Origin of the sequence: Rothia sp. HMSC078H08, from assembly GCF_001808955.1 — a bacterium.
Taxonomy (GTDB): Bacteria; Actinomycetota; Actinomycetes; order Actinomycetales; family Micrococcaceae; genus Rothia.
Map to the genome: position 1 here is coordinate 38,269 of NZ_KV795257.1, position 24,389 is coordinate 62,657.

Annotated in this window: 21 protein-coding genes; 8 read left to right on the forward strand and 13 right to left on the reverse strand. The window is 60.2% G+C overall.

The features are described from left to right. Positions 1-105: 105 nt before the first annotated feature. From HMPREF2528_RS07000 to HMPREF2528_RS07030, 7 genes are all read right to left on the reverse strand, one after another. A complete protein-coding gene (locus tag HMPREF2528_RS07000; RefSeq protein WP_070506343.1) occupies positions 106-1,200 on the reverse strand; it encodes a 6-phosphogluconolactonase in 1,095 nt (364 codons plus the stop codon). Continuing rightward, positions 1,193-2,179, reverse strand: coding sequence for a glucose-6-phosphate dehydrogenase assembly protein OpcA (locus tag HMPREF2528_RS07005; RefSeq protein WP_070506340.1), 987 nt, complete (start codon positions 2,177-2,179; stop codon positions 1,193-1,195). The genes HMPREF2528_RS07000 and HMPREF2528_RS07005 overlap by 8 nt, the downstream gene beginning before the upstream one ends. Continuing rightward, complete coding sequence (gene zwf / locus HMPREF2528_RS07010) at positions 2,176-3,723, reverse strand: glucose-6-phosphate dehydrogenase (RefSeq protein WP_070506339.1); 1,548 nt, start codon at positions 3,721-3,723, stop codon at positions 2,176-2,178. Before zwf ends, HMPREF2528_RS07005 begins: the two co-directional genes overlap by 4 nt. Positions 3,724-4,000: 277 nt before the next feature. Next, entirely contained in the window at positions 4,001-5,104 is a 1,104-nt protein-coding gene (gene tal, locus HMPREF2528_RS07015; protein ID WP_070543464.1) for a transaldolase, read from the reverse strand. 172 nt (positions 5,105-5,276) lie between these two features. Next, a complete protein-coding gene (gene tkt / locus HMPREF2528_RS07020) occupies positions 5,277-7,379 on the reverse strand; it encodes a transketolase (RefSeq protein WP_070543466.1) in 2,103 nt (700 codons plus the stop codon). Positions 7,380-8,082: 703 nt separating this feature from the next. After that, positions 8,083-9,033: an ABC transporter permease gene (locus tag HMPREF2528_RS07025; RefSeq protein ID WP_070543469.1), complete on the reverse strand. Its 951-nt coding sequence runs from the start codon at positions 9,031-9,033 to the stop codon at positions 8,083-8,085. Continuing rightward, positions 9,030-10,163, reverse strand: a complete 1,134-nt coding sequence (locus HMPREF2528_RS07030) for an ABC transporter ATP-binding protein (RefSeq protein WP_070543471.1) — start codon at positions 10,161-10,163, stop codon at positions 9,030-9,032. Before HMPREF2528_RS07030 ends, HMPREF2528_RS07025 begins: the two co-directional genes overlap by 4 nt. A gap of 177 nt (positions 10,164-10,340) precedes the next feature. On the opposite strand from HMPREF2528_RS07030, the gene HMPREF2528_RS07035 reads away from it, so the two are divergent. The 6 genes from HMPREF2528_RS07035 to HMPREF2528_RS07060 all read left to right on the forward strand — a co-directional run bounded on the left by HMPREF2528_RS07035 (position 10,341) and on the right by HMPREF2528_RS07060 (position 16,101). Further along, positions 10,341-11,189 carry a helix-turn-helix transcriptional regulator gene (locus HMPREF2528_RS07035; RefSeq protein WP_005506111.1) on the forward strand — a complete coding sequence of 283 codons (849 nt, stop codon included), beginning with the start codon at positions 10,341-10,343 and terminating at the stop codon, positions 11,187-11,189. A gap of 220 nt (positions 11,190-11,409) precedes the next feature. Then, on the forward strand, positions 11,410-12,867 hold the full coding sequence (gene sufB, locus HMPREF2528_RS07040) for a Fe-S cluster assembly protein SufB (protein ID WP_070543473.1): 1,458 nt from the start codon (positions 11,410-11,412) through the stop codon (positions 12,865-12,867). Further along, on the forward strand, positions 12,867-14,141 hold the full coding sequence (gene sufD, locus HMPREF2528_RS07045) for a Fe-S cluster assembly protein SufD (RefSeq protein ID WP_070506326.1): 1,275 nt from the start codon (positions 12,867-12,869) through the stop codon (positions 14,139-14,141). The genes sufB and sufD overlap by 1 nt, the downstream gene beginning before the upstream one ends. A 19-nt stretch (positions 14,142-14,160) precedes the next feature. Then, a complete protein-coding gene (gene sufC / locus HMPREF2528_RS07050) occupies positions 14,161-14,919 on the forward strand; it encodes a Fe-S cluster assembly ATPase SufC (protein WP_005509109.1) in 759 nt (252 codons plus the stop codon). A gap of 40 nt (positions 14,920-14,959) precedes the next feature. After that, the gene (locus HMPREF2528_RS07055) at positions 14,960-15,289 is read left to right on the forward strand and encodes a metal-sulfur cluster assembly factor (RefSeq protein ID WP_012903572.1); all 330 of its coding nucleotides are present in this window, start codon (positions 14,960-14,962) and stop codon (positions 15,287-15,289) included. Positions 15,290-15,522: 233 nt separating this feature from the next. Further along, on the forward strand, positions 15,523-16,101 hold the full coding sequence (locus HMPREF2528_RS07060; protein WP_049347590.1) for an Ltp family lipoprotein: 579 nt from the start codon (positions 15,523-15,525) through the stop codon (positions 16,099-16,101). An 81-nt stretch (positions 16,102-16,182) separates the two neighbouring features. Here the strand turns inward: HMPREF2528_RS07060 and HMPREF2528_RS07065 are convergent, their stop codons facing one another. Beyond that, positions 16,183-16,683, reverse strand: coding sequence for an HD domain-containing protein (locus HMPREF2528_RS07065; protein ID WP_049356986.1), 501 nt, complete (start codon positions 16,681-16,683; stop codon positions 16,183-16,185). Between the two features lie 541 nt (positions 16,684-17,224). Here HMPREF2528_RS07065 and HMPREF2528_RS07070 point away from each other — a divergent pair. Further along, on the forward strand, positions 17,225-18,079 hold the full coding sequence (locus HMPREF2528_RS07070) for a DUF4253 domain-containing protein (protein WP_049341268.1): 855 nt from the start codon (positions 17,225-17,227) through the stop codon (positions 18,077-18,079). Between the two features lie 79 nt (positions 18,080-18,158). On the opposite strand, the gene HMPREF2528_RS07075 is transcribed toward HMPREF2528_RS07070, so the two are convergent. Genes HMPREF2528_RS07075 through HMPREF2528_RS07085 form a run of 3 tightly spaced genes read right to left on the reverse strand, consistent with a single transcriptional unit; the run spans position 18,159 to position 20,384 of the window. Continuing rightward, positions 18,159-18,833 carry an energy-coupling factor transporter transmembrane component T family protein gene (locus tag HMPREF2528_RS07075; RefSeq protein WP_070543475.1) on the reverse strand — a complete coding sequence of 225 codons (675 nt, stop codon included), beginning with the start codon at positions 18,831-18,833 and terminating at the stop codon, positions 18,159-18,161. Next, positions 18,823-19,710, reverse strand: a complete 888-nt coding sequence (locus HMPREF2528_RS07080) for an energy-coupling factor ABC transporter ATP-binding protein (RefSeq protein ID WP_070543477.1) — start codon at positions 19,708-19,710, stop codon at positions 18,823-18,825. Before HMPREF2528_RS07080 ends, HMPREF2528_RS07075 begins: the two co-directional genes overlap by 11 nt. Positions 19,711-19,742: 32 nt before the next feature. Further along, on the reverse strand, positions 19,743-20,384 hold the full coding sequence (locus HMPREF2528_RS07085) for a biotin transporter BioY (protein WP_049347599.1): 642 nt from the start codon (positions 20,382-20,384) through the stop codon (positions 19,743-19,745). Between the two features lie 291 nt (positions 20,385-20,675). On the opposite strand from HMPREF2528_RS07085, the gene abc-f reads away from it, so the two are divergent. Next, complete coding sequence (gene abc-f, locus HMPREF2528_RS07090; protein WP_070543479.1) at positions 20,676-22,274, forward strand: ribosomal protection-like ABC-F family protein; 1,599 nt, start codon at positions 20,676-20,678, stop codon at positions 22,272-22,274. 786 nt (positions 22,275-23,060) lie between these two features. Here the strand turns inward: abc-f and HMPREF2528_RS07095 are convergent. Next, positions 23,061-23,789: a metal-dependent hydrolase gene (locus tag HMPREF2528_RS07095; RefSeq protein WP_070506316.1), complete on the reverse strand. Its 729-nt coding sequence runs from the start codon at positions 23,787-23,789 to the stop codon at positions 23,061-23,063. A 186-nt stretch (positions 23,790-23,975) separates the two neighbouring features. Next, entirely contained in the window at positions 23,976-24,203 is a 228-nt protein-coding gene (locus tag HMPREF2528_RS07100) for a hypothetical protein (protein WP_005506080.1), read from the reverse strand. Between the last annotated feature and the right edge of the window lie 186 nt (positions 24,204-24,389).

Genomic DNA, 24,389 nt, shown 5'->3' on the forward strand with positions numbered 1-24,389 from the left:
CACTTCTAGTACCATTTCGGGGTGACTTAAAACCATAGAGAAAAGCCCCGGATAGATGTCTATCCGGGGCTCCACCCTTTATCCAATGCAGTTCAGAACCGAACCTTACGGGCGGTTCTCAGGAGCCAGCGACTCCTCGGTTGCAAAAATCAAGGTCTGCTTCTTACCGCGCGCACCCACCGCCGGGGTCTCCAGCAGCAGCTCCGCGTTCAGATCCTCAGCGTCCAGCTTCGCGCCAGCCAGAAGGCGGCCGGTCGCATCCTGCTTATCCTCACCGGTGATGAGGAAGAACACGTGACGCGAATTATTGATAATCGGCAGGGTCACCGACACACGCTCAGCCGGCGGCTTCGGCGAATCAGAAACCATCACGGTTACAGCCTTACCGCCCTCAACCGGATCCTCCGGCAGACCGGTACCCAGCAGAACCTGCTTACGGCCCGGGAACAGGGACGCAATGTGACCGTCCGGGCCCATGCCCAGCAGGGTGATGTCAAAGACCGGTGCGGGCCACTGGCCGCCACCGCCACCACCGCAGCCTCCGCCGCCGCATCCGCAACCACCTGCGGGCTCAGCAGCCTCAGCATCAAATTCGTCCAGGGTGGTCTCTTCGATGGACTGCTCGGGAGCGGACGAACCGCAGCCGCCGCCACCGCAACCACAGCCGCCGGAGCCGCCATGCTCGTGACCCGCGCCGCCACCGTGACCGCCAGTCAACGGAAGTTCGGTCGCGCCCTCGGGCATCTGCACGGTCACAGCCGGTGCAGAACCGGCGTAGTCACGCATCTCAAAAGCGTAGTGCTCGGCGGCAGCCTCAAGGCCGGTGAAAATATCGGACGGGCCCATGCGGTGCACATTGCCCACAACCAGGCCGTGCGAGAGCAGGGGAGCGAGCAGTGCCTCAATAGCCTGGCCGTCATTACGTTCGGGGCTGCGTTCGGGCACGTAACGCTCATCGGAGAACCAGAAGTGCACGCGGGACCAGTCGATATCCTTCACGCGCTCGTTCTCAGCCCACGCCTTCAAGGTGGCGATACCCATCGTGCCGCCGGTCAGCGAAATGTGGGCGATGGTGCGCTCAGAGAGCACATGCTCAATGATGTCGAGGATGCGGGTCACCGCGTCCGCTGCGAGAGCGTCGCGGGTCGGGTGCGCCACCAGGGTGGGGGTGGATGCGCCCATGTTCTGAATCTTAGGCATCGAAAACCTCCGGGTATTCTTCGAGATCCAGCATGTCTTCAGGCTGGCAGGTGTCATCGACGAGGGTGACGGTGCACAGCGCCTGTTTCAGCACGTCACCGTAGGTGTCGTCCGGGTCGAGGCGGCGCAGCTCCTCAGAGATGCACTCGGCAAGGGTACGCACCGGCAACGCAATCTGCTGGTCGGGTGCGTACGGGGTGGAGATGGTCGCCACGGAAATGCCGGGGCGGAACATCGTCACGGAACCGTCTTCACGCTCAATGCTGACGCGGTACAGGCCGCGGTTTGCCGCGCCGATGGTGGCGAGGTGTACGGGCGCTTCAAGCTTCCAGCCGAGCCACGTACCGAGCAGCACCACGGACGGGGACTTGCTCGAACCCCACACAACCACGCGGCGTACGGGGGAGGAGGGCATCTGCTCCAGGAGCGCAGCCAGTTGGGTGCGCCACAGGGTGAGGCGGGTCCACGCCAGGTCGGTATCGCCGGCGCGGTACACCTCGGCGAGGTGCTTGAGAGCCTCTTTCGGGTCCTCAGCGCGCGCAGAGTCGGTGATACGACGCTGAGCGATACGACCGATGGAGTGCTGTGCTGGGTTCTCCGGAACCGAGTGCGGCCACCAGACCACAATCGGGGAGTCAGGCAGTAGCAGACCGGAAATCAGTGCCTCAGTCGGGCGGGATGCGCTACCCCAGCCGCGCAGAACAATCATCTCGGATGCGCCGGTGTCGCCGCCCAGGTGGATTTCTGCATCCAGCTGGTCAGGGTCGAGCGGGTCGTGGGAGATGTGCATGATAATGCGGCTCGGGTGTTCGTGGGAGGCACGAATTGCGGCGCGCATCGCTTCGCGGGAGTGGCCCTTTTCCGCGAGGACAACGAGGGTGAGTACTCGTCCGCTGCTGAGGCTACCGTTGGCTGCAGCCAGGTTGCTCAGTTCCTTGTTGATAGCGGAAACGGTGGTGTTATGCAGGTGCGAGATCACGGGCGCCTCCAAGCGCGGTTGTCACGCTCAAGCATCTCGTGTGCTGAACGCGGACCCCACGAACCGGACTCGTAGGGTTCAGGCTTAATGCGGTTTTCTTCCCAGTACTCTTCGAAGGGGTCGAGGATCTTCCAGGAGAGCTCAACTTCTTCGTGGCGGGGGAACAGCGGCGGCTCGCCGAGCAGAACGTCCAGGATGAGGCGTTCGTAGGCTTCGGGGGACTCTTCGGTGAAGGAGTGGCCGTAGCCGAAGTCCATGTTGACGTCGCGGATTTCCATCTGGGTGCCGGGCACCTTCGCGGAGAATCGGATGGTCATGCCTTCATCGGGCTGCACGCGGATGACGATGGCGTTCTGGCCGACCTGCGGGTTTTCACGTTCGCCGAAGAGACGGTCGGAGGACTTCTTCAAGACCACGGCGATTTCGGTGACTCGGCGGCCCAGGCGCTTGCCGGCGCGCAGGTAGAAGGGGGTGCCTTCCCAGCGGCGGTTTGCGATGGACACCTTCAGCGCTGCGAAGGTTTCGGTGCGGGAGTCTGCGGGGATGTCGTTCTCGTCGAAGAAGCCGTTGACGTGCTCGCCGCCCTGGTAGCCTGCGGCGTACTGGCCGAGTGCAAAGGAGTTCGGCAGGTCGTCGATACGGACTGCTTCGAGGACCTTCGCCTTCTCGGCGCGCAGGTGCTTAGCGTCGAGGCTGAGGGGCTCTTCCATGGCGGTGAGAGCGAGCAGCTGCAGCAGGTGGTTCTGGATGACGTCGCGGGCCGCACCCACGCCGTCGTAGTAGCCTGCGCGGGAGCCGATGCCGATGTCTTCAGCCATGGTGATCTGGACGTGATCCACGTAGTGGGAGTTCCAGAGGGGCTCGAACATCTGGTTGGAGAAACGCATCGCCAGGATGTTCTGAACGGTTTCCTTGCCCAGGTAGTGGTCGATGCGGAACACGGCGTCGGGCGGGAAGACTGCCTCCACGATGGAGTTCAGCTCGCGTGCGCTCTCAAGGTTGTGGCCGAAGGGCTTCTCAATGACCACGCGGCGCCAACCGTCGACGGGGTTGATGGTGTCGTTATCGCGGGATGCGAGGTCGTGTTCGGCGAGCTTGGTGAGGACCTGCTCGAATGCCTTCGGGGGGATGGAGAGGTAGAAGGCGTGGTTGCCGTGAGCGCCACGCTCGTCGAGTTCGGCAAGGGTGCTCTTGAGTTGTTCATAGGCTGCGTCGTCGTTGAAGGCACCTTCAACGAATCGCATGCCCTGCTGGAACTGGTTCCATACGTCCTCGCGGAAGGGGGTGCGGGCGTTTGCCTCAACAGATTCACGCACGTAGGCGCGGAAGTCGTCATCGCTCCAGGGGCGGCGGCCGAAGCCGACAAGGCCGAAGCTCGGCGGGAGCAAACCGCGGTTCATGAGGTCATACACTGCCGGAAGCAGCTTCTTGCGGGCCAGGTCACCGGTTACGCCAAAGAAGACGAGCGCGGACGGCCCCGCAATGCGGGTAATGCGGCGGTCGCGAGTGTCCCTGAGGGGGTTCGCTTCATGACCGTTAGTCACAATATATTCCTTTGATTGCCTTGGTTGGTTCGTGCGGCGCGCGGTTCGTACCTTGTCGCGCGGAGGCGATGCCGCATTCTGGAAGGTGTGTACCCTGTATTGTACCGGTTTTGACGGGATTGTCTCAGTGGCACCCTAATTCACCGAGATTCCCCGAACGGTGAAGCTCTGGCGGGAACCCCGGCGGATTAGGATGCGGTGCCGCGGTGCGCATCGGGCGGTGCACACCGACAGTGTTTAGTGCCACGCTATATTTTCGATGGCTACTGGGGTGCGGCTACTTGGCCTGCTCGAGTGCCTCGCGGACGGTCTGCAGCAGCTCTTCCCAGGAGACGTCGAACTTGGACAGACCCTCAACCTCGAGCTTCTCCACGACCTCGGTGTAGGAGACACCTGCGGCACCGATAGCGTCCAGAACCTTGTTGGATTCGGAGTAGTTCGGAACGATAGTGTTGCCGGTGATTTCGCCGTGGTCAGCAACAGCGTTCAGGGTTGCCTCGGGCATGGTGTTCACGGTATTGGGTGCGACCAGGCCGGTGACGTACAGGGTATCCGGCAGCGAAGGATCCTTCACGCCGGTGGATGCCCACAGCGGGCGCTGTACGTTCGCGCCGTGTGCCTGCAGGCGTGCCCAACGCTGGGAGGAGAACATTTCCTCGAACACCTCGTAGGCGAGGCGTGCGTTTGCCAGGCCTGCCTTGCCCTTGAGCTGCACAGCGTCGCCGCCGGCAGCTTCGAGGCGTGCATCGATTTCGGTGTCTACGCGGGAGACGAAGAAGGATGCGACCGAGTGGATGGTGGACAGGTCCTTGCCGTTCTCCAGCGCCTGCTCCAGGCCGAGCATGTAGGCGTTGATGACCTCGCGGTAGCGGGTCAGGGAGAAGATCAGGGTCACGTTCACGCTGATGCCAGCAGCCAGGGTCTCTGCGATAGGGCGCAGACCTTCCTGGGTTGCGGGGATCTTAATCATGACGTTTTCGCGGCCTACACGCTCGTAGAGTTCACGTGCCATCTTGGCGGTGCCTTCGGCGTCGCGTGCCAGGCGGGGGTCAACCTCGATGGAGACGCGGCCGTCAAAACCGTTGGATGCCTTGTAAACGGGTGCGAACACATCGCAGGCTGCGCGTACGTCGTCGCAGGTTGCGGCGAAGACTGCCTCTTCAACGCTTGCGCCAGCGGCGGCAAGTTCACGCATCTGCTCAGCGTATGCGGCACCCTTGGAGAGCGCGCCAGCGAAGATGGTGGGGTTGGTGGTCACACCGACGACGTTGTGGGTCTTGATGAGTTCGGCGAGGTTGCCGCTGGTCAGACGCTCACGGGAGAGGTCGTCAAGCCAGATGGAGACACCGGCGTCGGAAAGCTTCTGAGTGGACTCAGACATGTGAAAACCTTCGATTCTTTGTCGAAATTGAAACTTGAGATAACAGTGAAAACTACTGGGCGGCGGGAGGCTCCGGCTGAGCGGTCAGCCGGAGCCTACCCGTTGCGTCCGCACCCCACCCGTACAAGGGGGAGTGCAGTGTGCGCGGCAGTTACCGCGGCGTTGTTACTGCCTACTTAGCGGCGGCGATGGAATCCTTAGCGGCAGCCACGACAGCCTCCGCGGTGATACCGAATTCGCGGTACAGGGTCTTCGCATCGGCGGATGCACCGAAGTGCTCGATGGATACGGCGCGGCCTGCGGTGCCGAGCAGGTCGTACCAGCTCATTGCCAGGCCAGCCTCGACGGAGACGCGGGCTGCAACCGAGGAGGGCAGAACCGACTCGCGGTACTCTGCGTCCTGCTCAGCGAACCACTCACGTGAAGGCATGGAAACCACGCGAGCCGCGATGCCCTGCTCTGCGAGGGTTGCGCGAGCCTGAACAGCGAGCTCAACCTCGGAACCGGTAGCGATCAGGATGACGTCCGGGGTGCCCTCGGTGTCAGCCATGATGTAGCCGCCGCGTGCGGTGCCCTCAGCGGAAGCGAACTTCTCGCCCTCAGCGTCTGCGTGCACGTCTTCACGAGCCCAGACGGGCAGGTTCTGGCGGGAGAGCACGATACCTGCGGGGCGGTCGGACTTCTCCAGGATGGTGCGCCATGCGACGGCGGTTTCGTTAGCGTCCGCGGGGCGAACCACGTCGAAGCCGGGGATGGCGCGCAGGGCGGAGAGGTGCTCGATCGGCTGGTGGGTGGGGCCGTCTTCGCCCACGCCGATGGAGTCGTGGGTCCACACGTACACTGAGGGAACGCCCATCAGTGCGGAGAGGCGAACGGCCGGGCGCTGGTAGTCGGAGAACACGAAGAAGGTGCCCGAGAATGCGCGGGTCGGGGAGGAGAGCACAATACCGTTAACGATTGCTGCGGCAGCATGCTCACGAATACCGAAGTGCAGCACGCGGCCGTAGGGGTTACCGGTCCAGTCTTCGGTGGTTCGCGATGCCGGGTTGAAGGACTCTGCCCCCTTGATGGTGGTCAGGTTCGAGCCGGCGAGGTCAGCGGAGCCGCCCCACAGTTCGGGGAAGGTGTCAGCAATAGCGTTGATGACGGTGCCGGATGCCGCGCGGGTTGCCACGGAGGTGCCAGCCTCGAACACGGGGAAGGCAGCCTTGTAGTCCGCGGGCAGTTCGCCTGCAACGAGGCGCTTGTACAGTTCGGCGCGCTCGGGGTTAGCCTTAGCCCATGCCTCGAACTTCTCGTCCCATGCCTTGTGTGCCGCAGCGCCGCGCTCGCGCAGCTGACGGGTGTGTGCCAGCACGTTCTCCTCGATGAAGAAGCTCTTGGCGGGGTCGAAGCCGAGCAGTTCCTTGGTTGCGGCTACCTCATCGGCGCCGAGCTTGGAGCCGTGTACTGCGCCGGTGTTCTGCTTGGTGGGGGCGGGGTAGCCGATGATGGTGCGCAGCTCAATGAAGGAAGGCTTGTCGGTGACAGCCTTCGCGCGCTCAATAGCGGCGTACAGTTCTGCGACGTCCTCAACGTAGTCGCCGGTGCGGGTCCAGTCCACGCGCTGAACATCCCAACCGTAGGACTCGTAGCGCTTTGCTACGTCCTCGGTGAAGGCAACGTCGGTGTCTTCCTCAATGGAGATGTGGTTGCGGTCCCAGACGACAATCAGGTTGCCGAGCTCCTGGTGACCTGCGAGCGCGCACGCCTCGGCGGTCACGCCCTCCTGCACGTCACCCTCGGAGGCGATGACGTAGACGTGGTGGTCGAAGGGGGAGGTGCCCGGGGCAGCCTCGGGGTCGAACATGCCGCGCATACGACGCTGTGCGTAGGCGAAGCCAACGGCGGATGCCAGACCCTGGCCGAGCGGGCCGGTGGTGATTTCTACGCCCTTGGTGTGCTTGTATTCGGGGTGGCCGGGGGTGAGGGCACCCCAGGTGCGCAGGGCTTCCAGGTCGCTCATTTCGAGGCCGTAGCCGCCGAGGAACAGCTGAGTGTACAGGGTGAGGGAGGTGTGGCCGGGGGACAGGATGAAGCGGTCGCGGCCTTCCCAGCGGTCGTCGGCCGGGTCCTGGTTCATGACCTTCTGGAACAGCAGGTAGGCGACCGGGGCCAGGCTCATCGCGGTGCCGGGGTGGCCGGAGCCGACCTTCTCCACGGCGTCGGCGGCAAGGATGCGGGCGGTGTCAACGGCTCGCTGATCGGTTTCTGTCCACTGGAGGTTTTCTGCCACGTGGGGTGTCCTTTCACAACGTGAGTGGATGCGCCAGCAGGCGTGTGCTAGCGCGCTGTTCATCGGGTGTAACGTGCCTTCGGGGGCGCTTATTCCCGCGCCGGTAGGTACCCGGGTAGGTGCCTTGGTAAGTACCCGGTAGGTGCGGGGAGCCTGGAGGTTTGTTTCGACCCTTTCGTTTTAACAGGATAGTTCACTGGGCGGAAGTATCCGGTGTGTGAATGCAGACATTCACAGGGTGATACGGGGCTGAGATGGAGAAAAAAGCGACGCTACAACGCGGGCTCCGCGGATTTCGCGGTGCACGTTTGAGCTGTGTTTCTGAGCTATGCGCTGAATATTGTTCAGTAACGTAACAATTTTTGTGTAAGTGGTGAAGCTCATGTTAAGGTTGAGCAGGAAGGTTGTAGACCGAAACAGTGGTTGGGTCGGTCTGCATCTCGGTGATTGAAGCCCCTCCTCCGCGTAAGAACCGTTGATTATCTTACTGTGGTGGTGAGATAAAAGGTTCTGGAGGAGGGTGCTTTCTTTTAGTCTCGGACCGTGCACTTTGTGCGTGGTTGAGACTAAAGGTTTGTGTTATATGTATGGGCGCCGGATATGATCGGAACATATCCGGCGCCCGTCTTTTAATTTGCGATGAGAAGAAGCTCTGTCTGCTCTTGCACTGTCTGCGCTTGCGCTGTCTGTATTTGCGCTGCCTCTAGTCGGACCACTTGAACTTACGTGAGGCAACAAACCCAATGACCACGGTCCACACAATGAGGACCCAGTGCGGTTCGGCAAGCCACTGATGCTGAATGAAGTTGCCGCGCAGCGCGTCGCCCAGAGCCGCCGAGGGCGACCACGCCACAACCCCGGCGTACCAGTCAGGGAAGGACTTCAGCGGGAACACCACGCCGCCGGCACCGGCAAGAATCACCCAGGCGATATTCACGATGGCGAGGGTCGCCTCCGCACGCACCGTACCGGCGATGAGCAGGCCCAGCGCCGTAAATGCGCCAGCACCCATGATCATCGTGATGATGGAGCGGGAGACGGCGATAGCGTCCGGGCGCCACCCCAGGCCGTACCCCAGAACCGCCACCAGGGTGAACTGAATCGCCACGACCACCAGCACCGCAATGCACTTGCCCATAATCAGGCCGTTACGGCCCAGGGGAGTGGTCGCCAGGAACCGCAGCACGCCGTAGCGGCGATCAAAACCGGTGGCAATGCCCTGGCCGGACAGCGCCGTAGAAATCACGCAGAGCGCCAGAACGCCGGGGACCGCCGCGTCCATGCGGGAGACCCCGACCGAGTTCGCGTACTCATCAATCAGACCGGTGAACCGCAACGCAATAAGCGCCATGACGGGAAAAATAATGTTGAGCATCAGCTGCTCGCCGTTGCGGAGCATCGCCATGGTCTCGTAGCGGCCCTGCTCGATCACGCGCACGAGCGGGTAGTTCGCGCGCGGGGGAATGTACTCCTCGTCTTCGTCAATAGAAGAGACCCTGGGGCGAGTGTCTACGGCGGAGCGGGTGTTCGCGGTGCGTTCTTCCATTCGGTTCCCTTCCGCTTGGTTCTCTTTTGCTCGGCTCTCTTCTGCAGGCTTTTCTTTTACTTGGTTTTCTGCTGCCCGGTTATTGTTAGTGCGTGCGGTGTTGCTCATCGGATATCACGTCCTGAAATGTCGAGGAAGACATCCTCAAGAGTCTTCGGTTCCATGGTGAGGGAAATCGGCATGAGGTAACGCTCGGCGAGCGCTGAGGTGAATGCCGCCAGATGCTCGGGACGCAGTGCGCCGACCAGCTCATACGCGCCGGGTACGGAGGGTGCACCGTCACGAGCCGGGGTGTAGGGCACCTTCTCGATGAGCTCCACACCGGCACGCAGATGCGCGGGCAGCAGCTGCTCACGGGTGGGGGTGGGTGCATCCAGGGTGTACTGCAGGCGGTTCGTGCCGTCGCTGGCGATGAGCTCGGAGACGGTACCTTCTTGAACCGTGGTGCCGTTTTCAATGATGTAGACGTAGTCGGCGAGCTTCTGCGCGTCGTCAATCAGGTGCGTGGTGAGCACGATTGCGGTTCCGAGTTCACGCTGTTCACGAATAATGTCGAAGACAACGTTGCGGGATTGCGGATCCAGACCTGCGGAGGGCTCGTCGAGGAAGAGCACGTCCGGGCGGCCAATGAGGGCGGCGGCGAGAGAGACGCGCTGCTTCTGACCACCCGAGAGGCGGCGAATCGTGGTGCCGTTGAAAGCGTCAATGCCCAGGCGTTCTGCGAGCTCTTCGACCGGGTACGGGTCGGTGTACATGGTCGAAATATGCTCGAGCAGCGGGATGGGGTGCATGGCGTTGGGCAGGCCGCCGTCCTGGAGCATAATGCCGACCTTGGCGCGTAGCTCCGGGTCCGCCTGCAGCGGGTTTTCTCCGAGCAGGCGCACGGTACCGCGGGTTGGCTTGAGCAGGCCCTGAGCGCAGGCGAGGGTCGTGGTTTTGCCAGCGCCATTAGCACCGAGCAGGACGACCACTTCACCGGGGAAGACGCGCAGGTTGACCTTGTTGACGGCGCGGTAGAGCCCGCTGGCGGTGAGCCGTTCGGGGTATTTGGTGCGGAAGGCGCGTGAGGGCTTGAACTCTTTGATGAGGTCTTTAATGCTGAGCGCCGGTTCTTCGGCGATGATGCGTCGTCGTGCGGTGGGGGAGGCGCTGGGCTCCGTGTGGTGCTCAGCGTGTGCCGTTGACACGGCGGATGCACGCCCCGGGTGGTCCTGCTGGCCCGCGGTGGTGGTCTCCATAGACAGTCACTTTCGATTTTTTCGATGATGAGCGTGTGTGTGCCCCCTTCATCTTATGCCCTAACTCACGTCTAAGGCACGCTCGTTACGACCCAAAAGTTCGCTTTAAGGTAGAAAAGCTAGCAAGTAGGGGTACCTAACTAGCCAAAGAAAAACTAATTAGGACATACTTTATTTGTGTATTCCGTGAATAAGACCCCTCAGCGCGCCTCAATGAACGAGGCGCAGACCCGAAACGGCACCCGAACTGCCGCCTCGGGCTCTACTGGTGCTTCCAGTACAAAGTCCTCCGCGGCACGCACATCCAAGCGCAAAGCCGAGGCAGAAGAACGCACCAGGGACCGCGTCCTACGCGAAGTCCTTAACAATGGCCCCGTATCTGCAGCAACCCTCGGTGAGCTCCTCAGCCTCACCCCCGCAGCGGTACGCCGCCACCTCGACGCCCTCGAATCCAACAACATGATCGAGGTCGCACCCATCAAAAAGCACGGCGCCGGAGCTGGACGACCCGCCCGCCGCTACGTGATCGCCCCCCAGGGCCACGAACGCCTCGGCAACGACTACCTAATCATTGCCCGCAATGCCCTGCAAATGCTCCGCGACACGGTCGGCCAGGAAGCCCTCGAAGCTTTCGCCTCCGCCCGCGCCGCAGACATGGAAGCCCGCTACCGCCCCGTCGTAGAAGCCGCCGGTGACGATGTGGCAGCCCGAGCGCAGGCGCTCGCAGAGGCAATGAGCAAGGACGGTTTCGTGGCGACCGCTCAGGTCACCGCGCCTCCTGCAGGACGAACCGTTCCCGAGCATTTTCTGGCAAGTATTCAGCTCTGTCAGGGGCACTGCCCGGTACGTGACCTCGCTGGAGACTTCCAAGTGTTCTGTGAGCAGGAAACCGGGATTATTTCTGACCTGCTCGGCGTTGATGTCCGTAGGCTTTCAACCATGGCTTCGGGTGCTCACGTGTGTACCACGCACGTGCCCCTGAACCGTGTCACCGCCGAGGGTGAGAAGAACGCAGAAGAATCCTAGAGAAACCTATTCCTAGAGAAACCTTCCGCGTAACACTTACCGCAGTACCCCGCGGCGCACCCCGATGAACCCCTCAAGGATGCGACCCGCACGCTGGAACCCGCCCGCCCCACGCTGCGTTAAACGCCGTGGTCGAGCGCGGCATCAGCCCCCTCAACTACCGCGCCTGCAACCGGCAGGTGGCGGCGAGAAATGTAATAACCATCGAAGAAAGGCCGTAATGACTGAGAAAGTTGGGCAGAACGCCAACGACACCGTCATTTCAGAGATCCTGGAGATGAACCCCGAACTCGAGGGCATTGGCAACTACGAGTACGGTTGGGCAGACTCCGACGAAGCAGGCCAGGTAGCAAAGCGCGGCCTGGACGAGAACGTCGTGCGCGACATCTCTGCGAAGAAGAACGAACCCCAGTGGATGCTGGATATGCGTCTGAAGGCGCTGAAGTTCTTCGAGCGTAAGCCCATGCCCACCTGGGGCGCGGATCTTTCCGAAATTGACTTCGACAACATCAAGTACTTCGTGCGCTCGACCGAGGGTCAGGCGGCTTCTTGGGAGGAACTGCCCGAGGACATCCGCACCACCTACGAGCGTCTGGGCATTCCCGAGGCGGAGCGTAACTCCCTCGTCGCGGGTGTGGCTGCACAGTACGAGTCTGAGGTCGTGTACCACCAGATCCGTGAGGACCTGGAGCAGCAGGGCGTGATCTTTGTCGACACCGACACCGGTCTGCGCGAATACCCCGAACTGTTCAAGGAATACTTCGGCTCCATCATCCCGATTGGTGACAACAAGTTCTCCGCGCTGAACACCGCCGTATGGTCCGGTGGCTCCTTCGTGTACGTTCCCCCGGGAGTCCACGTGGAGATCCCGCTGCAGGCGTACTTCCGCATTAACACCGAGAACATGGGCCAGTTCGAACGCACCCTGATCATCGCGGACGAAGGCTCCTACGTTCACTACATTGAGGGCTGCACCGCCCCCATCTACAAGTCCGACTCCCTGCACTCCGCAGTGGTTGAGATTGTGCTGAAGAAGAACGCACGCGTTCGCTACACCACCATCCAGAACTGGTCGAACAACGTCTACAACCTGGTGACCAAGCGTGCGGTTGCGCACGAGGGCGCCACCATGGAATGGGTGGACGGCAACATCGGCTCCAAGGTCACCCAGAAGTACCCGGCTGTTTACATGGTCGGCGAGCACGCTAAGGGTGAGACCCTGTCCATCGCATTCGCGGGTGAGGGTCAGCACCAGGACACCGGCTCGAAGATGGTTCACATTGCACCGAACACCTCCTCGACCATTGTGTCCAAGTCCGTGGCACGTAACGGTGGCCGTAGCGCATACCGCGGCCTGGTTCAGGTTCGTGAGGGTGCTAAGCACTCCAAGTCCTCCGTGGTCTGTGACGCACTGCTGGTGGACACCATCTCCCGCTCCGACACCTACCCCTACGTGGATGTGCGCGAGGACGATGTGACCATGGGTCACGAGGCGACCGTTTCCCGCGTCTCCGAGGACCAGCTGTTCTACCTGATGCAGCGCGGCCTGAGCGAAGAAGAAGCAATGGCGATGATTGTCCGCGGCTTCGTTGAGCCCATCGCACGTGAGCTGCCGATGGAGTACGCACTCGAACTGAACCGCCTGATCGAACTTCAGATGGAAGGATCTGTGGGCTAATGCCGACCAACGAAGAAACCCTGGGTTACCACTCCCCGATCATCCCCGGCATGGACCAGGAGGGCGAGAAGCTCGCCACCGAGTTCGCCCACGATGACACCCTGTACCGTGCCACCGAGGCACACCACCAGGGCTCCAACCCGAACAACGTCCAGAAGGTACTCGAAGCATCCCGTGCAGAGCGTAAGACCTCCTACAACGTGGAGGACTTCGCACCCCTGACCGGTCGTGAAGAGGACTGGCGCTTCACCCCGCTGAAGCGTCTGGGCGGCCTGCACCTGGAGAAGCTGACCGGCACCGCACCGGCACCGAAGGTGACCGCACCCGAGCAGGTTCAGGTTGAGACCGTCTCCCGCGAGGATGCACGCATCGGCTCCGCAGGTATCCCCGAGGACCGTGTGGCAGCAAACGCATGGTCCAGCTTCACCGAAGCAACCGTGGTGACCATCCCCGCCGAAGCTGAACTGGCTGAGCACGTGGAAATCGACATCACCGGCACCGGCAACGAGGCAGCCGCGCAGCACATCGTGATTGAGGCTAAGCCCTTCTCGAAGGCTGTCGTGGTTCTGCGCCACACCGGCTCCACCGTCCTGGCACAGAACGTTGAGTTCGTGGTGAACGACGAGGCTGAGCTGAACGTTGTTTCCGTGCAGCAGTGGGCTGACGACGCAATCCACGCCTCCGCACACTACGCTAAGCTGGGCCGTAACGCACGCTTCAAGCACGTTGTGGTGTCCCTCGGTGGCGATCTGGTGCGCGTGACCCCCTCCACCAAGTTCACCGCTCCCGGCGCTGAGACTGAAATGTACGGCCTGTACTTCGTAGACGCAGGTCAGCACATTGAGTCCCGCCTGTTCGTGGACCACTCCGTACCCAACTGCAAGTCCCGCGTGACCTACAAGGGTGCGCTGCAGGGTAAGGGTGCGCACTCCGTATGGGTTGGTGACGTTCTGATTGGTAAGGATGCAGAAGGCACCGACACCTACGAGCTGAACCGTAACCTGCTGCTGGAAGTTGGCCCCCGCGCTGACTCCGTGCCGAACCTGGAGATTGAGACCGGCCTGATTGAGGGCGCCGGCCACGCATCCACCACCGGCCAGCTCGATGAGCAGCACCTGTGGTACCTGCAGGCTCGCGGTATTCCGGAGGCTGAGGCACGCCGTCTGGTCGTGCGCGGCTTCCTGAATGAGATCATTCAGCAGATCCGTGTCCCCGAACTTGAAGAGCAGCTCACCGAGGCCCTTGAGGCAGAGCTCGCCCTCAGCAACAACTAAGCTTTACCAGGAGAAATCAATGTCTACTCTTGAAATCAAGGACCTTCACGTCTCGGTTATCCTCGACGACGAAACCACCAAGCCCATCCTGAAGGGCGTTAACCTGACCATCAACTCGGGCGAGATTCACGCAATCATGGGCCCGAACGGTTCCGGTAAGTCCACTCTGGCTTCCACCATTGCTGGCCACCCCAAGTACCAGGTTGATTCCGGTCAGATCCTGCTCGACGGTGAGGACATCACCGAGATGAGCGTGGACGAGCGTGCACGCGCAGGCCTGTTCCTGGCTATGCAGTACCCGGTTGAGATTCCCGGTGTGACCATGTCCAACTTCCTGCGTTCTGCTAAGACCGCTGTGGACGGCAAGGCTCCCTCCCTGCGTACCTGGACCAAGGACGTTAAGGAAGCCATGAAGAACCTGGAGATTGACCCCGACTTCATCGCACGTAACGTGAACGAGGGCTTCTCCGGTGGTGAGAAGAAGCGCCACGAGATTCTTCAGCTGGAGCTGCTCAAGCCCAAGTTCGGCATCCTGGACGAGACCGACTCCGGTCTGGACGTTGACGCACTGAAGATTGTGTCTGAGGGCGTGAACCGTGCGCACGAGGCTAACGACATGGGCGTCATGCTGATTACCCACTACACCCGCATTCTGCGCTACATCAAGCCGCAGTTCGTGCACGTGTTCGTGGACGGCAAGATGGTTGACCAGGGCGGCCCCGAGCTGGCTGACCGCCTGGAAGAAGAGGGCTACGTTTCTTACGTGGGTAAGAAGTAAGCTTCTTCTCCTTATCGGATTCTGATAGAAAGATAGAACTATGACTGAGACTGTGCAGGTTCGTGTTCCTCAGGAAGAAATTGAGGAAGCCCTCAAGGAGGTCATTGACCCGGAGCTCGGCGTCAATATTGTTGACCTTGGTCTGCTCTACGGTCTGCGCTGGGATGAGGATGGAACCCTCATTCTGGACCTGACTCTGACCACCGCGGCGTGCCCGCTGCAGGAGGTTATTGAGGAGCAGGTTCAGAGCAACCTGGAGAACCTGGTTGATTCTTGGCGTGTGAACTGGGTTTGGATGCCGCCGTGGGGCCCGGAGCGTATTACTGAGGACGGCCGCGATATGATGCGCGCGCTGGGCTTCAACATCTAAGCTCCTGACTCGCAGATAAGGTACCCGCCCGGTGCGGAAGGTGTATGCCTTCGGCACCGGGCGGGTATTTTTGTGCGATATCAGATATGTGAGCAGTGGATGCTTGTTCTGAGCAACGCCAATTTTTGCCACTTTGACAATGGGGGGTCAAGTATATTTCCTTGTGAATCATACACTCACATCATATTTAGGCTCCTTATGCAATGGCTGCTTGAGGATGCCGAAAGGAAATCATGGCACAAAAGATTATTGCCGCTGACGGTTCTGTCTACGTTAAGAAGAAGCCTTTCTACCTCCGTTGGTGGTTTATCACTCTCGTTATTCTTGTTCTTCTTGGCGGTTGCGCTTCGATGATGGGCGGCGGCTCCAGCAAGTCTACGAGTGCGAGCGCTTCTTCATCTTCTGCAGCTGCTGATTCTTCTGCTGCTACTACTGAGGCTTCTCAGAAAACTGGTACTGAATCCTCTCCCGTAGCTGGGGCGGAATCCAACGCAAAGCAGAATGATAACAGCGTTCCCACTGAATATAAGTCTGCTTTGAAGAAGGCGGAGTCTTATTCTCGCACCATGCACATGTCCAAGCAGCGTATCTACGACCAGCTCACCAGTGAATTCGAAAAGTTCACTCCTGAAGCTGCTCAGTATGCTGTGGACAATATGAAGGCTGACTGGAACGCAAATGCCCTGGAGAGCGCAAAGAGCTACCAGAAGACGATGAACATGTCTCCTGAAGCAATCCGTTCTCAGCTGACTTCTTCCGTTGAAGGTTTCACCGAGGAAGAAGCTGATTACGCAGTCTCTCACCTGAGCTAATTCAATAGATGATTCATAGAAGCCGCCCGGCATGGAACACAATCCATACCGGGCGGCTTCTATTTTCGGTTAGCGCTGAACCTAGTCGTTCAGGTGTAGCAGCTTCAGCGAGTGCTCATACTTGATCATGAGGCAGGTACGAGTCGGTTCCTCCAGAAGTGCCAAACGCTGCGGGTCAGTATTATCCGCAATATCGGCAAGCTTCACCAGACGAGCCAAATCATTCACACGCACCCGGCTCAGATACGACTCACGCGACTCACCCGGGCGGCGGGTCAAGGCCTCAATCGCATCCACAATACGCGCCGAGAAGTGACGAGCCAGATATGCGAGGGAAACGCCGGTATCCTCCACCGTGTCATGCAGCAACGCCACGATCTGCGCTTCAGCCTTCAGCTCCTCCAAAGAAATATCAGGGTGAGTCGCGGCAGCCAACTCACACGCAAGCTTACGTACCCCAAGAGCCACACGGCGAGGGTGGGAGATGTAGGGCCAGCCGTTACGGTCAGTCTGCCCCTCATGCGCCTTATCAGCGATGCTGTCTGCCAGGCGAACCATCTCTTTGTAGTAGTTATTCGACATGAGAACCTCCGTTGGTTTGAACTCCTGCGAGTTGATGGTCTCAGCGACGTTTTCCGCACCAACGCGGCACGGGTGGTAGCTGGTACCAACACTCTACGCCAGCTGTGGGGCTGCGGTGGCGGAACTCGCCCGAAACACCCTTAATACGTCAAATATGACGCGCCGAAGAAGAAAATAGGGTGCTTTATGTCTGCAAATCATAAACTTGGTGCCTGTTCTACCAGAGTTCTGCAGCGGATACCGACCCGCAGGAGGCGCCCCGCACCACCGCGAAAGTGTCTGCCGTACCCTTTGGCGCCGCCCGGTGTAACTCGCCCAAAATCTCATATGGTGGCAAAAAAATTTCTAACTTTTTCTGGCGAAAACAGGTGCTCAAACCGCCCAACACAAAGGCAGTTTAAGCGTGTTTAGCACACACCAATACACACTCATCAAACGAAAAAAATGCTCGCCCTCCGCGGCCTGATAAAACATCCAAAAACCCGTATTTTTGTGCGAAAATACGCGATAAACTGGGGGCAACCAAACATCGGAGAACACCATGGCAGAGCTCTACGAGCGCTTCGTCGCTTTGTATCCCTACCCACACGAGCGAATCCGCCACGGCGCCCCACGAGCCGAACTTAACCGGCGATACCTCGAACACCTCTACGAGGGCAAGAACCGGGGAACAACCCCCATCGTGGTTGCCCTCGACCCGACCCTGCTCGGGACCATTGAGAATAACGTCTCCCTACGTACCTCAACCCCAGTACAGGACATCACCGCCGACACCGTCAAGCGGTACGCACACGAGCTCATCACCGACCAGCATCGTTACCTGGATCAAGTCGGTGTAGAAGTCGCCGCGCACGAGGCGTTCCGGCACCTGAACGAGAGCACCTACCTGCAGACCTACCGCCGCCTCATGGAGAACGGCGAACTCGGCGAAGACGATATTGGCACGCCCCTGAAAGCGGAGTACCCCTTCGAACTGACCGCCGGCATCATCAATGAGAAGGTTAAGGCCACCGACATTGACAGCGCCGCGGAACTGCTCATCATGGACCTGCCGCTGCGGGACGCATCCGGGGTGTTCGCCTACCTGCCCTTTGGCGGGTGGGATTCCAGTCCCAGCCCCGAGGCGATGCTGTCCATTGCCCGCTACTGGTTTGAACGCGACGACGCCTACCCGGCTGTTATCGCCTCAGACTTTATCGAGTTCTACACGCCGGTGCCGGTCACAACCCGCCGCGACGCCGAAATCCTGGCGGTCGAGCACACGATGGTTTCCTCGGCGATGCCGGTGCGTGTCTACCGCGGCTTCGACAAGCTCGTGGAGGCGCTCTACGGTCAGCACGACTGGTACCTGTGGTGGGAGCAGCTCCCGGCGGTGCTCCTCATTGAAACGCCCTAAACCAGCCTAGCTAGGCGAGTTAAAACGAAGGGGCGGGATGAACCTACACGGTTCACTCCGCCCCTCTCGCGTATCTGCGCTATTTCAGCTCGTCCACGTGTCGCGCCCGCAAAGCACGAGCGGTCGCCGTCGCGTAATCAACCGCCTGCACCACCCACGGAATCAGCAACCGCCAATACATGCGCTTGGGCAGGTTACGCGCCACTGCCGCCCTGCGCAACGCACCCCAACGGTCCATGAGCGCCGGAATCGACCGGACCATCAACGCAATCAGCAGACCCAGACGCTCTGGGGAAAGACCCACGAAACGCAACGGCGAACACAGCCTCACAAAGCCATCAATCAGAACCGGCAGGGGAGTGCTCACCAGCAGAGCGCGGGACGCATAAAAAGCCGTCAGCATAGTCGCGATAGCATCCGCGCCGGAGGCGTACTGGCCCGTAAACACGTAATAGCCGACCATAATCAGTAGCAGCAGAGACAGCGTACGAACCACCAGCCACAGCTGGGAGGCGGGCACACCAGCCCACAACGCGCAGAACGTGGAGGCAACCAAAGCCACCAGCGCCACCTGCCAGCCGGTCACCGCCAACAGCAGAAACAGCCCAAAGAAGAGCGTGCCCTTGAACCATAGCGGCGCCCGATGCACCGGCGTGTTCAACGGCTGGTAGAAACCCACCAGCAGAGTACCGGGGATGAAATCCGAGCCCTGGCCGGCGGGGCGAGGATTCACGCGCGGCGTGTTAGCGCCCATGCGCGCCTCCTGCCGAATCCAGACCTTCGGTCGCACCCTCGTTGGGGAACCCCTCGGCACACCACGTGCGGTACTGCTGCACCAGCTGCGCAGCATCCCCCTGAGCAAGCATATGCCCGTCATGAATAATCACGGCTTCATCGCAGGACGCCGCCAAATCCAGGTCGTGCGTGCTGAGCACCAGCATCTGATCCAGCGACTCCAAATGCTTGAGTAGCCGCGCGCGATTGCGCAAATCCAGCAGGGTGGTCGGCTCATCGAGCAGAAGAATCTGCGGGCGCGCCGCCAGCACGCTGGTGAGAGCGACCAGCTGCTTTTCGCCTCCTGAGAGGGTGAAAACGCTCTGGTTTTCAAGATGTTCGAGGCCGCGCTCGCGGAGCAGTTCACGAATTCGTTCGAGGCGCTGCTCACCGCTGAGGGCACTACCTTCAACGGTGGCGGCACGGCGCAGACTCAGGTCAATATCTTCGGCAACGGTGGGCATAATCAGCTGCGCCTCCGGCTGGGCGAAGAGCATGCCCACGCCCTCAAAAGCGCCCTGCGAATGACCGCGAGCGCCCATCGAGCCGCGGCTCGGTGTCTCCAGAGTGTCGACACCGTTCACGCGCACAATACCTTCATCCGGGTGGGTGAGCCCATTGAAAAGCCCCAGTAGGGTGGACTTGCCGCTACCGTTCAGACCCAGCACTGCGGTGCGCTTCGCCGTGAACTGCAGGCTCACATCCTTGAGGATACGGCGATGCCCGCCTTCGGGCAGCTCGGTGAAAACACTCACCGATTCAAGCTCAAGGGCGGGCATGCTGGTAGAGGCGCTCACCGCCTGCTCGCCTTGCACCTGCTGCGGTGCAGGCTGGCGCGTGGAGCGGCGAAAAAACATAGCTATCCTCTCGTGTGGCACATTGTGTGCTTTTAACGCTGGGCAGAAGCCAGGGACGGGAAGGCGCGGCGTACCGACAAACCAACCAGAACCGCGATTGTGGACTTCACCAGATCCCAGGGAACGAATACCATTGCCGCGCTGAACGCGGCGTCAAAAGTCATGTGGGCGTTCACCATCATACCGGCGATACCGCAGGCGGTCAGAACCACAAAACCGCAGAAGTTCGCGACCAGAGCCATAAGGAAGGTCGCGCCAACCGAACGGGTGTTGCGGGTGAGCAGGTATGCGAGGGTACCGGCAATAGCGGCGAAGGGCAGGAAGCCGAGCAGGTAGCCGGCACTCGGGGAGGCGAGCGTACCCAAACCGGCGCCGCCCTTAGCGAAGATGGGCAGGCCAGCGAAACCAACCAGCAGGTACAGCGCCACGGAGGCGGTGGCACGCTTGCCGCCGAGCACCTGTGCGGTGATGTAAATGCCGAGGGTCTGGAAGGTGAAGGGAACCGCAACGCCGCCCAAGCTGACGGCGGGCATGATGGCGAGCGCGGCGATGAAGCCCGCGAACACTGCGATGAGGGAGAGATCGGTGGCGAGGGAGGTCTTTGCCGCTACGTTACGGCGCGGTGCCTGAGTTGCCTGGGGTTCCTGGGCTGATTCGCGCACGGAATCGGTCATTGGGGTGGTACTCCTTTGATACGTATTGCTCTGCAGATTTTTCTACAGAGTTGAGGGTGGCGGTGGTTGACTGCTTGTCACAACCCAGTTTTGAACAATGTTCTATGAATGGTGTCCGGTATGTATAGTACACCGCACACCACAAAAACAAAAGGTGCCCCACATGCGCACTCGGCACACCTGCACTAAAATTGATGAGGTGCTCTGCGCGCTCGCCGCTTCTAACCCAGCGAATCCCGCCTACCGAGCACTATCAACCCACACACCAGACCGCCATCCGGAAAGGCACCCATGATTGCTGTACAGAACCTCGAATTGCGTGCAGGCGCGCGCCTGCTCATGGAAGAGGTCACCTTCCGCATCGATAAGGGCGACAAGATTGGTCTGGTGGGCCGCAACGGTGCTGGTAAGACCACTATGACTAAGGTGCTTGCCGGTCTGACCCTGCCCGCTGACGGCACGGTGACCCGCAGTGGCACTATCGGCTACCTTCCGCAGGACCCGAAGGTGGATGACATGAGCCAGCTGGCGCGTGACCGCATCCTTTCGGCGCGTGGCCTGGATGGTGTGGCGCGCAAGATGCGTCAGGCGCAGGACGATATGGCGAGTGAGGACCCGGCGGTGCGCGCTAAGGGTATGCGCCGCTACGACCGTCTTGAGGCTGAGTTCATTGCCGGCGGCGGCTACGCGGCTGAGTCGGAGGCGGCGGTCATCACCTCCAACCTGGACCTGCCGGAGCGTGTGCTCGCCCAACCGCTGTCCACTCTGTCGGGCGGTCAGCGTCGCCGCGTGGAGCTGGCGCGTATTCTCTTCTCCAATGCAGACACCATGCTGCTGGACGAGCCGACCAACCACCTGGATGCTGACTCCATCATGTGGCTGCGTGACTTCTTGAAGAACTTCTCGGGCGGCCTGATGGTCATTAGCCACGATGTTGACCTGATGGAGCTGGTCGTCAACCGCGTCTTCTACCTGGACGCGAACCGCTGCGTGATTGACCAGTACAACATGGGCTGGAAGAACTACTTGCTTCAGCGTGAGCAGGATGAGCACCGCCGCAAGCGTGAGCGTGCGAATGCGCAGAAGAAGGCGAATGCTCTGATGGAGCAGGCGAATAAGATGCGCGCGAAGGCGACGAAGGCTGTTGCCGCTCAGCAGATGATTAAGCGTGCTGAGAAGCTTCTGCGCGGCCTGGAGGAGGAGCGTCAGAGCGATAAGGTTGCGGCGATTCGCTTCCCGGATCCGGCGCCGTGCGGTAAGACTCCGCTCTCTGCGCAGGGCCTGTCGAAGTCCTATGGCTCTCTGGAGATTTTCACGGACGTTGATTTGGCGATTGACCGCGGTTCGCGAGTGGTGGTGCTGGGCCTGAACGGTGCCGGTAAGACCACTCTGCTGCGCATGCTGGCTGGTTCCACCGAGCCTGATACGGGTGAGGTTGTGTACGGTCACGGCGCGAAGCTGGGCTATTTTGCGCAGGAACACGAAATTCTTGATGGCGACCGCACTGTCTTTGAGAACATGAAGTCTGCCGCGCCGGATCTGGATGACACCCGCGTGCGCACGATTCTGGGTTCGTTCCTGTTCTCCGGTGATGACGTGGATAAGCCTGCCGGTGTGCTTTCCGGCGGTGAGAAGACCCGTCTGTCCCTGGCGACCCTGGTGGCGTCGAGTGCGAATGTGCTACTGCTCGATGAGCCGACCAACAACCTGGACCCCGCCTCGCGTGAGGAGATTCTGAACGCGTTGAAGGCGTACCAGGGCGCTATCGTGATGGTTTCTCACGATGAGGGTGCCGTGGAGGCGCTGGATCCTGAGCGTGTGCTGCTTCTACCGGATGCGGTGGAGGACCTATGGTCGAAGGATTACCAGGATCTGATTTCGCTGGCTTAAAGCAATATCCGCTGACATCAAAGCATGGAGGAGGCTCCGGTACCGTGTGGTGCCGGGGCCTCTTTGCGTGTATTGCGCGTTGTTTTATTGTCTGGTGGGTATTGTTTGTGGCGTATTGTCTGGGGTGTATTGTCCAGGGCGTATTTTTGTGTTCTGAAAATGTGTTGCGGAGATATTGCCGGTATTTTTCTCGTGAATAGTGCGGAAAAATGTGACCTGAGCCGTGGGGTTGTATTGTTTTCTGAGCGTGTGTGCTGTTATTGCGTTCCTGTGCATGGGAACTGTGGGTTCTGACACACCAAACTCGCGGCGTATTTGACGGGAAATAATGTTGTCTTGTGGGTTTTTCTGAGGGAAAGAAAAGCTCTCGGGCGATATTTCAGGGGGTCTGTGTGGGCTTTTTAAATTTTTCATGTGTCTCTACATACATTGTGGGAAAAATGGTAGAAACACAACATGCATGGGGCGTAGACTTGTAACTGTTCCCGCCACTGCGAGGACGCAAACGCGAAACATTAGGGCTCACTACCGATGGTGAGCTAACGCGGGGGAGAAGAGATTCCCGCCCGCTCACGAAGGAGAACTACCAATGCACAACACTGAGTTCGAGAAGTACCCCACCTCTGGTGAAGAGAACGTTGAGGTTGACGTCTTCTGGCCCATCCAGGACGCTTAATCTCTCGCCCCGATAGGTCGGGATAAGGATTAGAAAAGCGCCCCGCCGCTTCCGTAGGGAAGTGACGGGGCGCTTTGCTGTCCTTGGTGAGAATTTAGTTATGCGGCACGTTATGCGGCGTGAATACCCAGTCCGAACATTTGCAGAGGGTATTCGGTAAAGCCCATCATGGCTGCCGCGTACCAGGCGACGTACCCGGTCAGTGCTAGAACGAGTGCCTTCTCGCGTACGCTGCCGGCATCACCCAGGATTGGCAGTGCCATGTAGCCGCTCTTTTTCCATAGGGGGGACGCCACCAGGGGCTTGATGACGATGGGGTAGAGGGGCAGCAGTCCGCGGGTTGTCAGTAGATCGCCAATGAGGTGAATGGTCGCGCCGACCGAAATAGCCCAGGGGAGCAGTGCCAGCGAATCGGTTGTGTAGGCTGCGTACCCGAGGGCAACGGCGCCGATCCATCCACCCGGTGCGCCGAGCACGCGCAAGGCTAGACCGCCCGAGAATGCGGCAAGAAGCAGTGAGGCCCAGGGGATTCCGTTGTAGCTCAGGTTGGCACTGAAATAGGCAACCGCCCAGAAAGCTATCAGACCCAAAATGGAGTGCGTTCCCTTGCGGTGTCCGCCGCTGACCGCCCCGACAATGCGTGCTACCCAGCGTGAAATGGGCGGAATGGAGTTGGCGATACTGCCGTTGTGGTGGTCAATATCCGGTAGCATACCCGCACCGGCGCACGCCAGGGTGGTCACGATGAGGGTGGGGGTATCTGGAACCTGCACTACTCCCGTCTCGACGAGCACTAGCCAGCCAGCTGCGGCGCTGACGGTGTGCGAATAGCCCATCATGGGGAGGTGCCTCCTTGAATGCGATTGCTCAGCGAGTGTGATTGCCCTGCGAGTGTGGTTGCCTGGGTGCCGGGATATTCACTCGAACTAATTAGAACAAATATAGCATATATCGAAATTACTTTCGATAAGCGGGGTTATCCCTCAAACGGCGCCACCTCAAGCGACATCACCTCTCAAGTGGCACTACCCCTCAAACGGAAGAGTCTGCTTCCAGAACTCACGCTCGCGCAGGTAATTCTCCAGCCAGCCCACGTGCTCGGAGCACGCCAACCAGATCTTGCGACGCTCGGGGGTGTGCACCTTTGGGTTGTTCCAGAGCAGCTGAAATTCTGCCGCCTGCTGGCAGCCCTTGCGGGAGCACTTGGCGTACTCGGGCTGTGCATCCTGAGAAAGTGAACCGAGCAGATCCATGTCTTCTTATCCTTACTATTGCGCCTCGACGTGCGGTGTTATTCCGTGCCCGCGCGACCGGGCAGAAAAGGGGTGCGGGCTGTTCCGCTTCAGCTAGTGTACGCGCCCGATGAGGCATGTAAAAGAAGGGGAGCAGGTGTTCAGTGTTCAAGAGTGGAGTGTAGCCTGCGGCACCTTTGCGCTAAA

What these genes read in the sequence shown, in the direction of transcription:
- HMPREF2528_RS07000 (WP_070506343.1), bottom strand. Translation starts at nt 1,200, where the DNA reads ATGCCTAAGATTCAGAACATGGGCGCATCCACCCCCACCCTGGTGGCG.
- tal (WP_070543464.1), bottom strand. Translation starts at nt 5,104, where the DNA reads ATGTCTGAGTCCACTCAGAAGCTTTCCGACGCCGGTGTCTCCATCTGG.
- HMPREF2528_RS07025 (WP_070543469.1), bottom strand. Translation starts at nt 9,033, where the DNA reads ATGAGCAACACCGCACGCACTAACAATAACCGGGCAGCAGAAAACCAA.
- HMPREF2528_RS07030 (WP_070543471.1), bottom strand. Translation starts at nt 10,163, where the DNA reads ATGGAGACCACCACCGCGGGCCAGCAGGACCACCCGGGGCGTGCATCC.
- sufB (WP_070543473.1), top strand. Translation starts at nt 11,410, where the DNA reads ATGACTGAGAAAGTTGGGCAGAACGCCAACGACACCGTCATTTCAGAG.
- sufD (WP_070506326.1), top strand. Translation starts at nt 12,867, where the DNA reads ATGCCGACCAACGAAGAAACCCTGGGTTACCACTCCCCGATCATCCCC.
- sufC (WP_005509109.1), top strand. Translation starts at nt 14,161, where the DNA reads ATGTCTACTCTTGAAATCAAGGACCTTCACGTCTCGGTTATCCTCGAC.
- HMPREF2528_RS07055 (WP_012903572.1), top strand. Translation starts at nt 14,960, where the DNA reads ATGACTGAGACTGTGCAGGTTCGTGTTCCTCAGGAAGAAATTGAGGAA.
- HMPREF2528_RS07060 (WP_049347590.1), top strand. Translation starts at nt 15,523, where the DNA reads ATGGCACAAAAGATTATTGCCGCTGACGGTTCTGTCTACGTTAAGAAG.
- HMPREF2528_RS07065 (WP_049356986.1), bottom strand. Translation starts at nt 16,683, where the DNA reads ATGTCGAATAACTACTACAAAGAGATGGTTCGCCTGGCAGACAGCATC.
- HMPREF2528_RS07070 (WP_049341268.1), top strand. Translation starts at nt 17,225, where the DNA reads ATGGCAGAGCTCTACGAGCGCTTCGTCGCTTTGTATCCCTACCCACAC.
- HMPREF2528_RS07075 (WP_070543475.1), bottom strand. Translation starts at nt 18,833, where the DNA reads ATGGGCGCTAACACGCCGCGCGTGAATCCTCGCCCCGCCGGCCAGGGC.
- HMPREF2528_RS07080 (WP_070543477.1), bottom strand. Translation starts at nt 19,710, where the DNA reads ATGTTTTTTCGCCGCTCCACGCGCCAGCCTGCACCGCAGCAGGTGCAA.
- HMPREF2528_RS07085 (WP_049347599.1), bottom strand. Translation starts at nt 20,384, where the DNA reads ATGACCGATTCCGTGCGCGAATCAGCCCAGGAACCCCAGGCAACTCAG.
- abc-f (WP_070543479.1), top strand. Translation starts at nt 20,676, where the DNA reads ATGATTGCTGTACAGAACCTCGAATTGCGTGCAGGCGCGCGCCTGCTC.
- HMPREF2528_RS07095 (WP_070506316.1), bottom strand. Translation starts at nt 23,789, where the DNA reads ATGATGGGCTATTCGCACACCGTCAGCGCCGCAGCTGGCTGGCTAGTG.
- HMPREF2528_RS07100 (WP_005506080.1), bottom strand. Translation starts at nt 24,203, where the DNA reads ATGGATCTGCTCGGTTCACTTTCTCAGGATGCACAGCCCGAGTACGCC.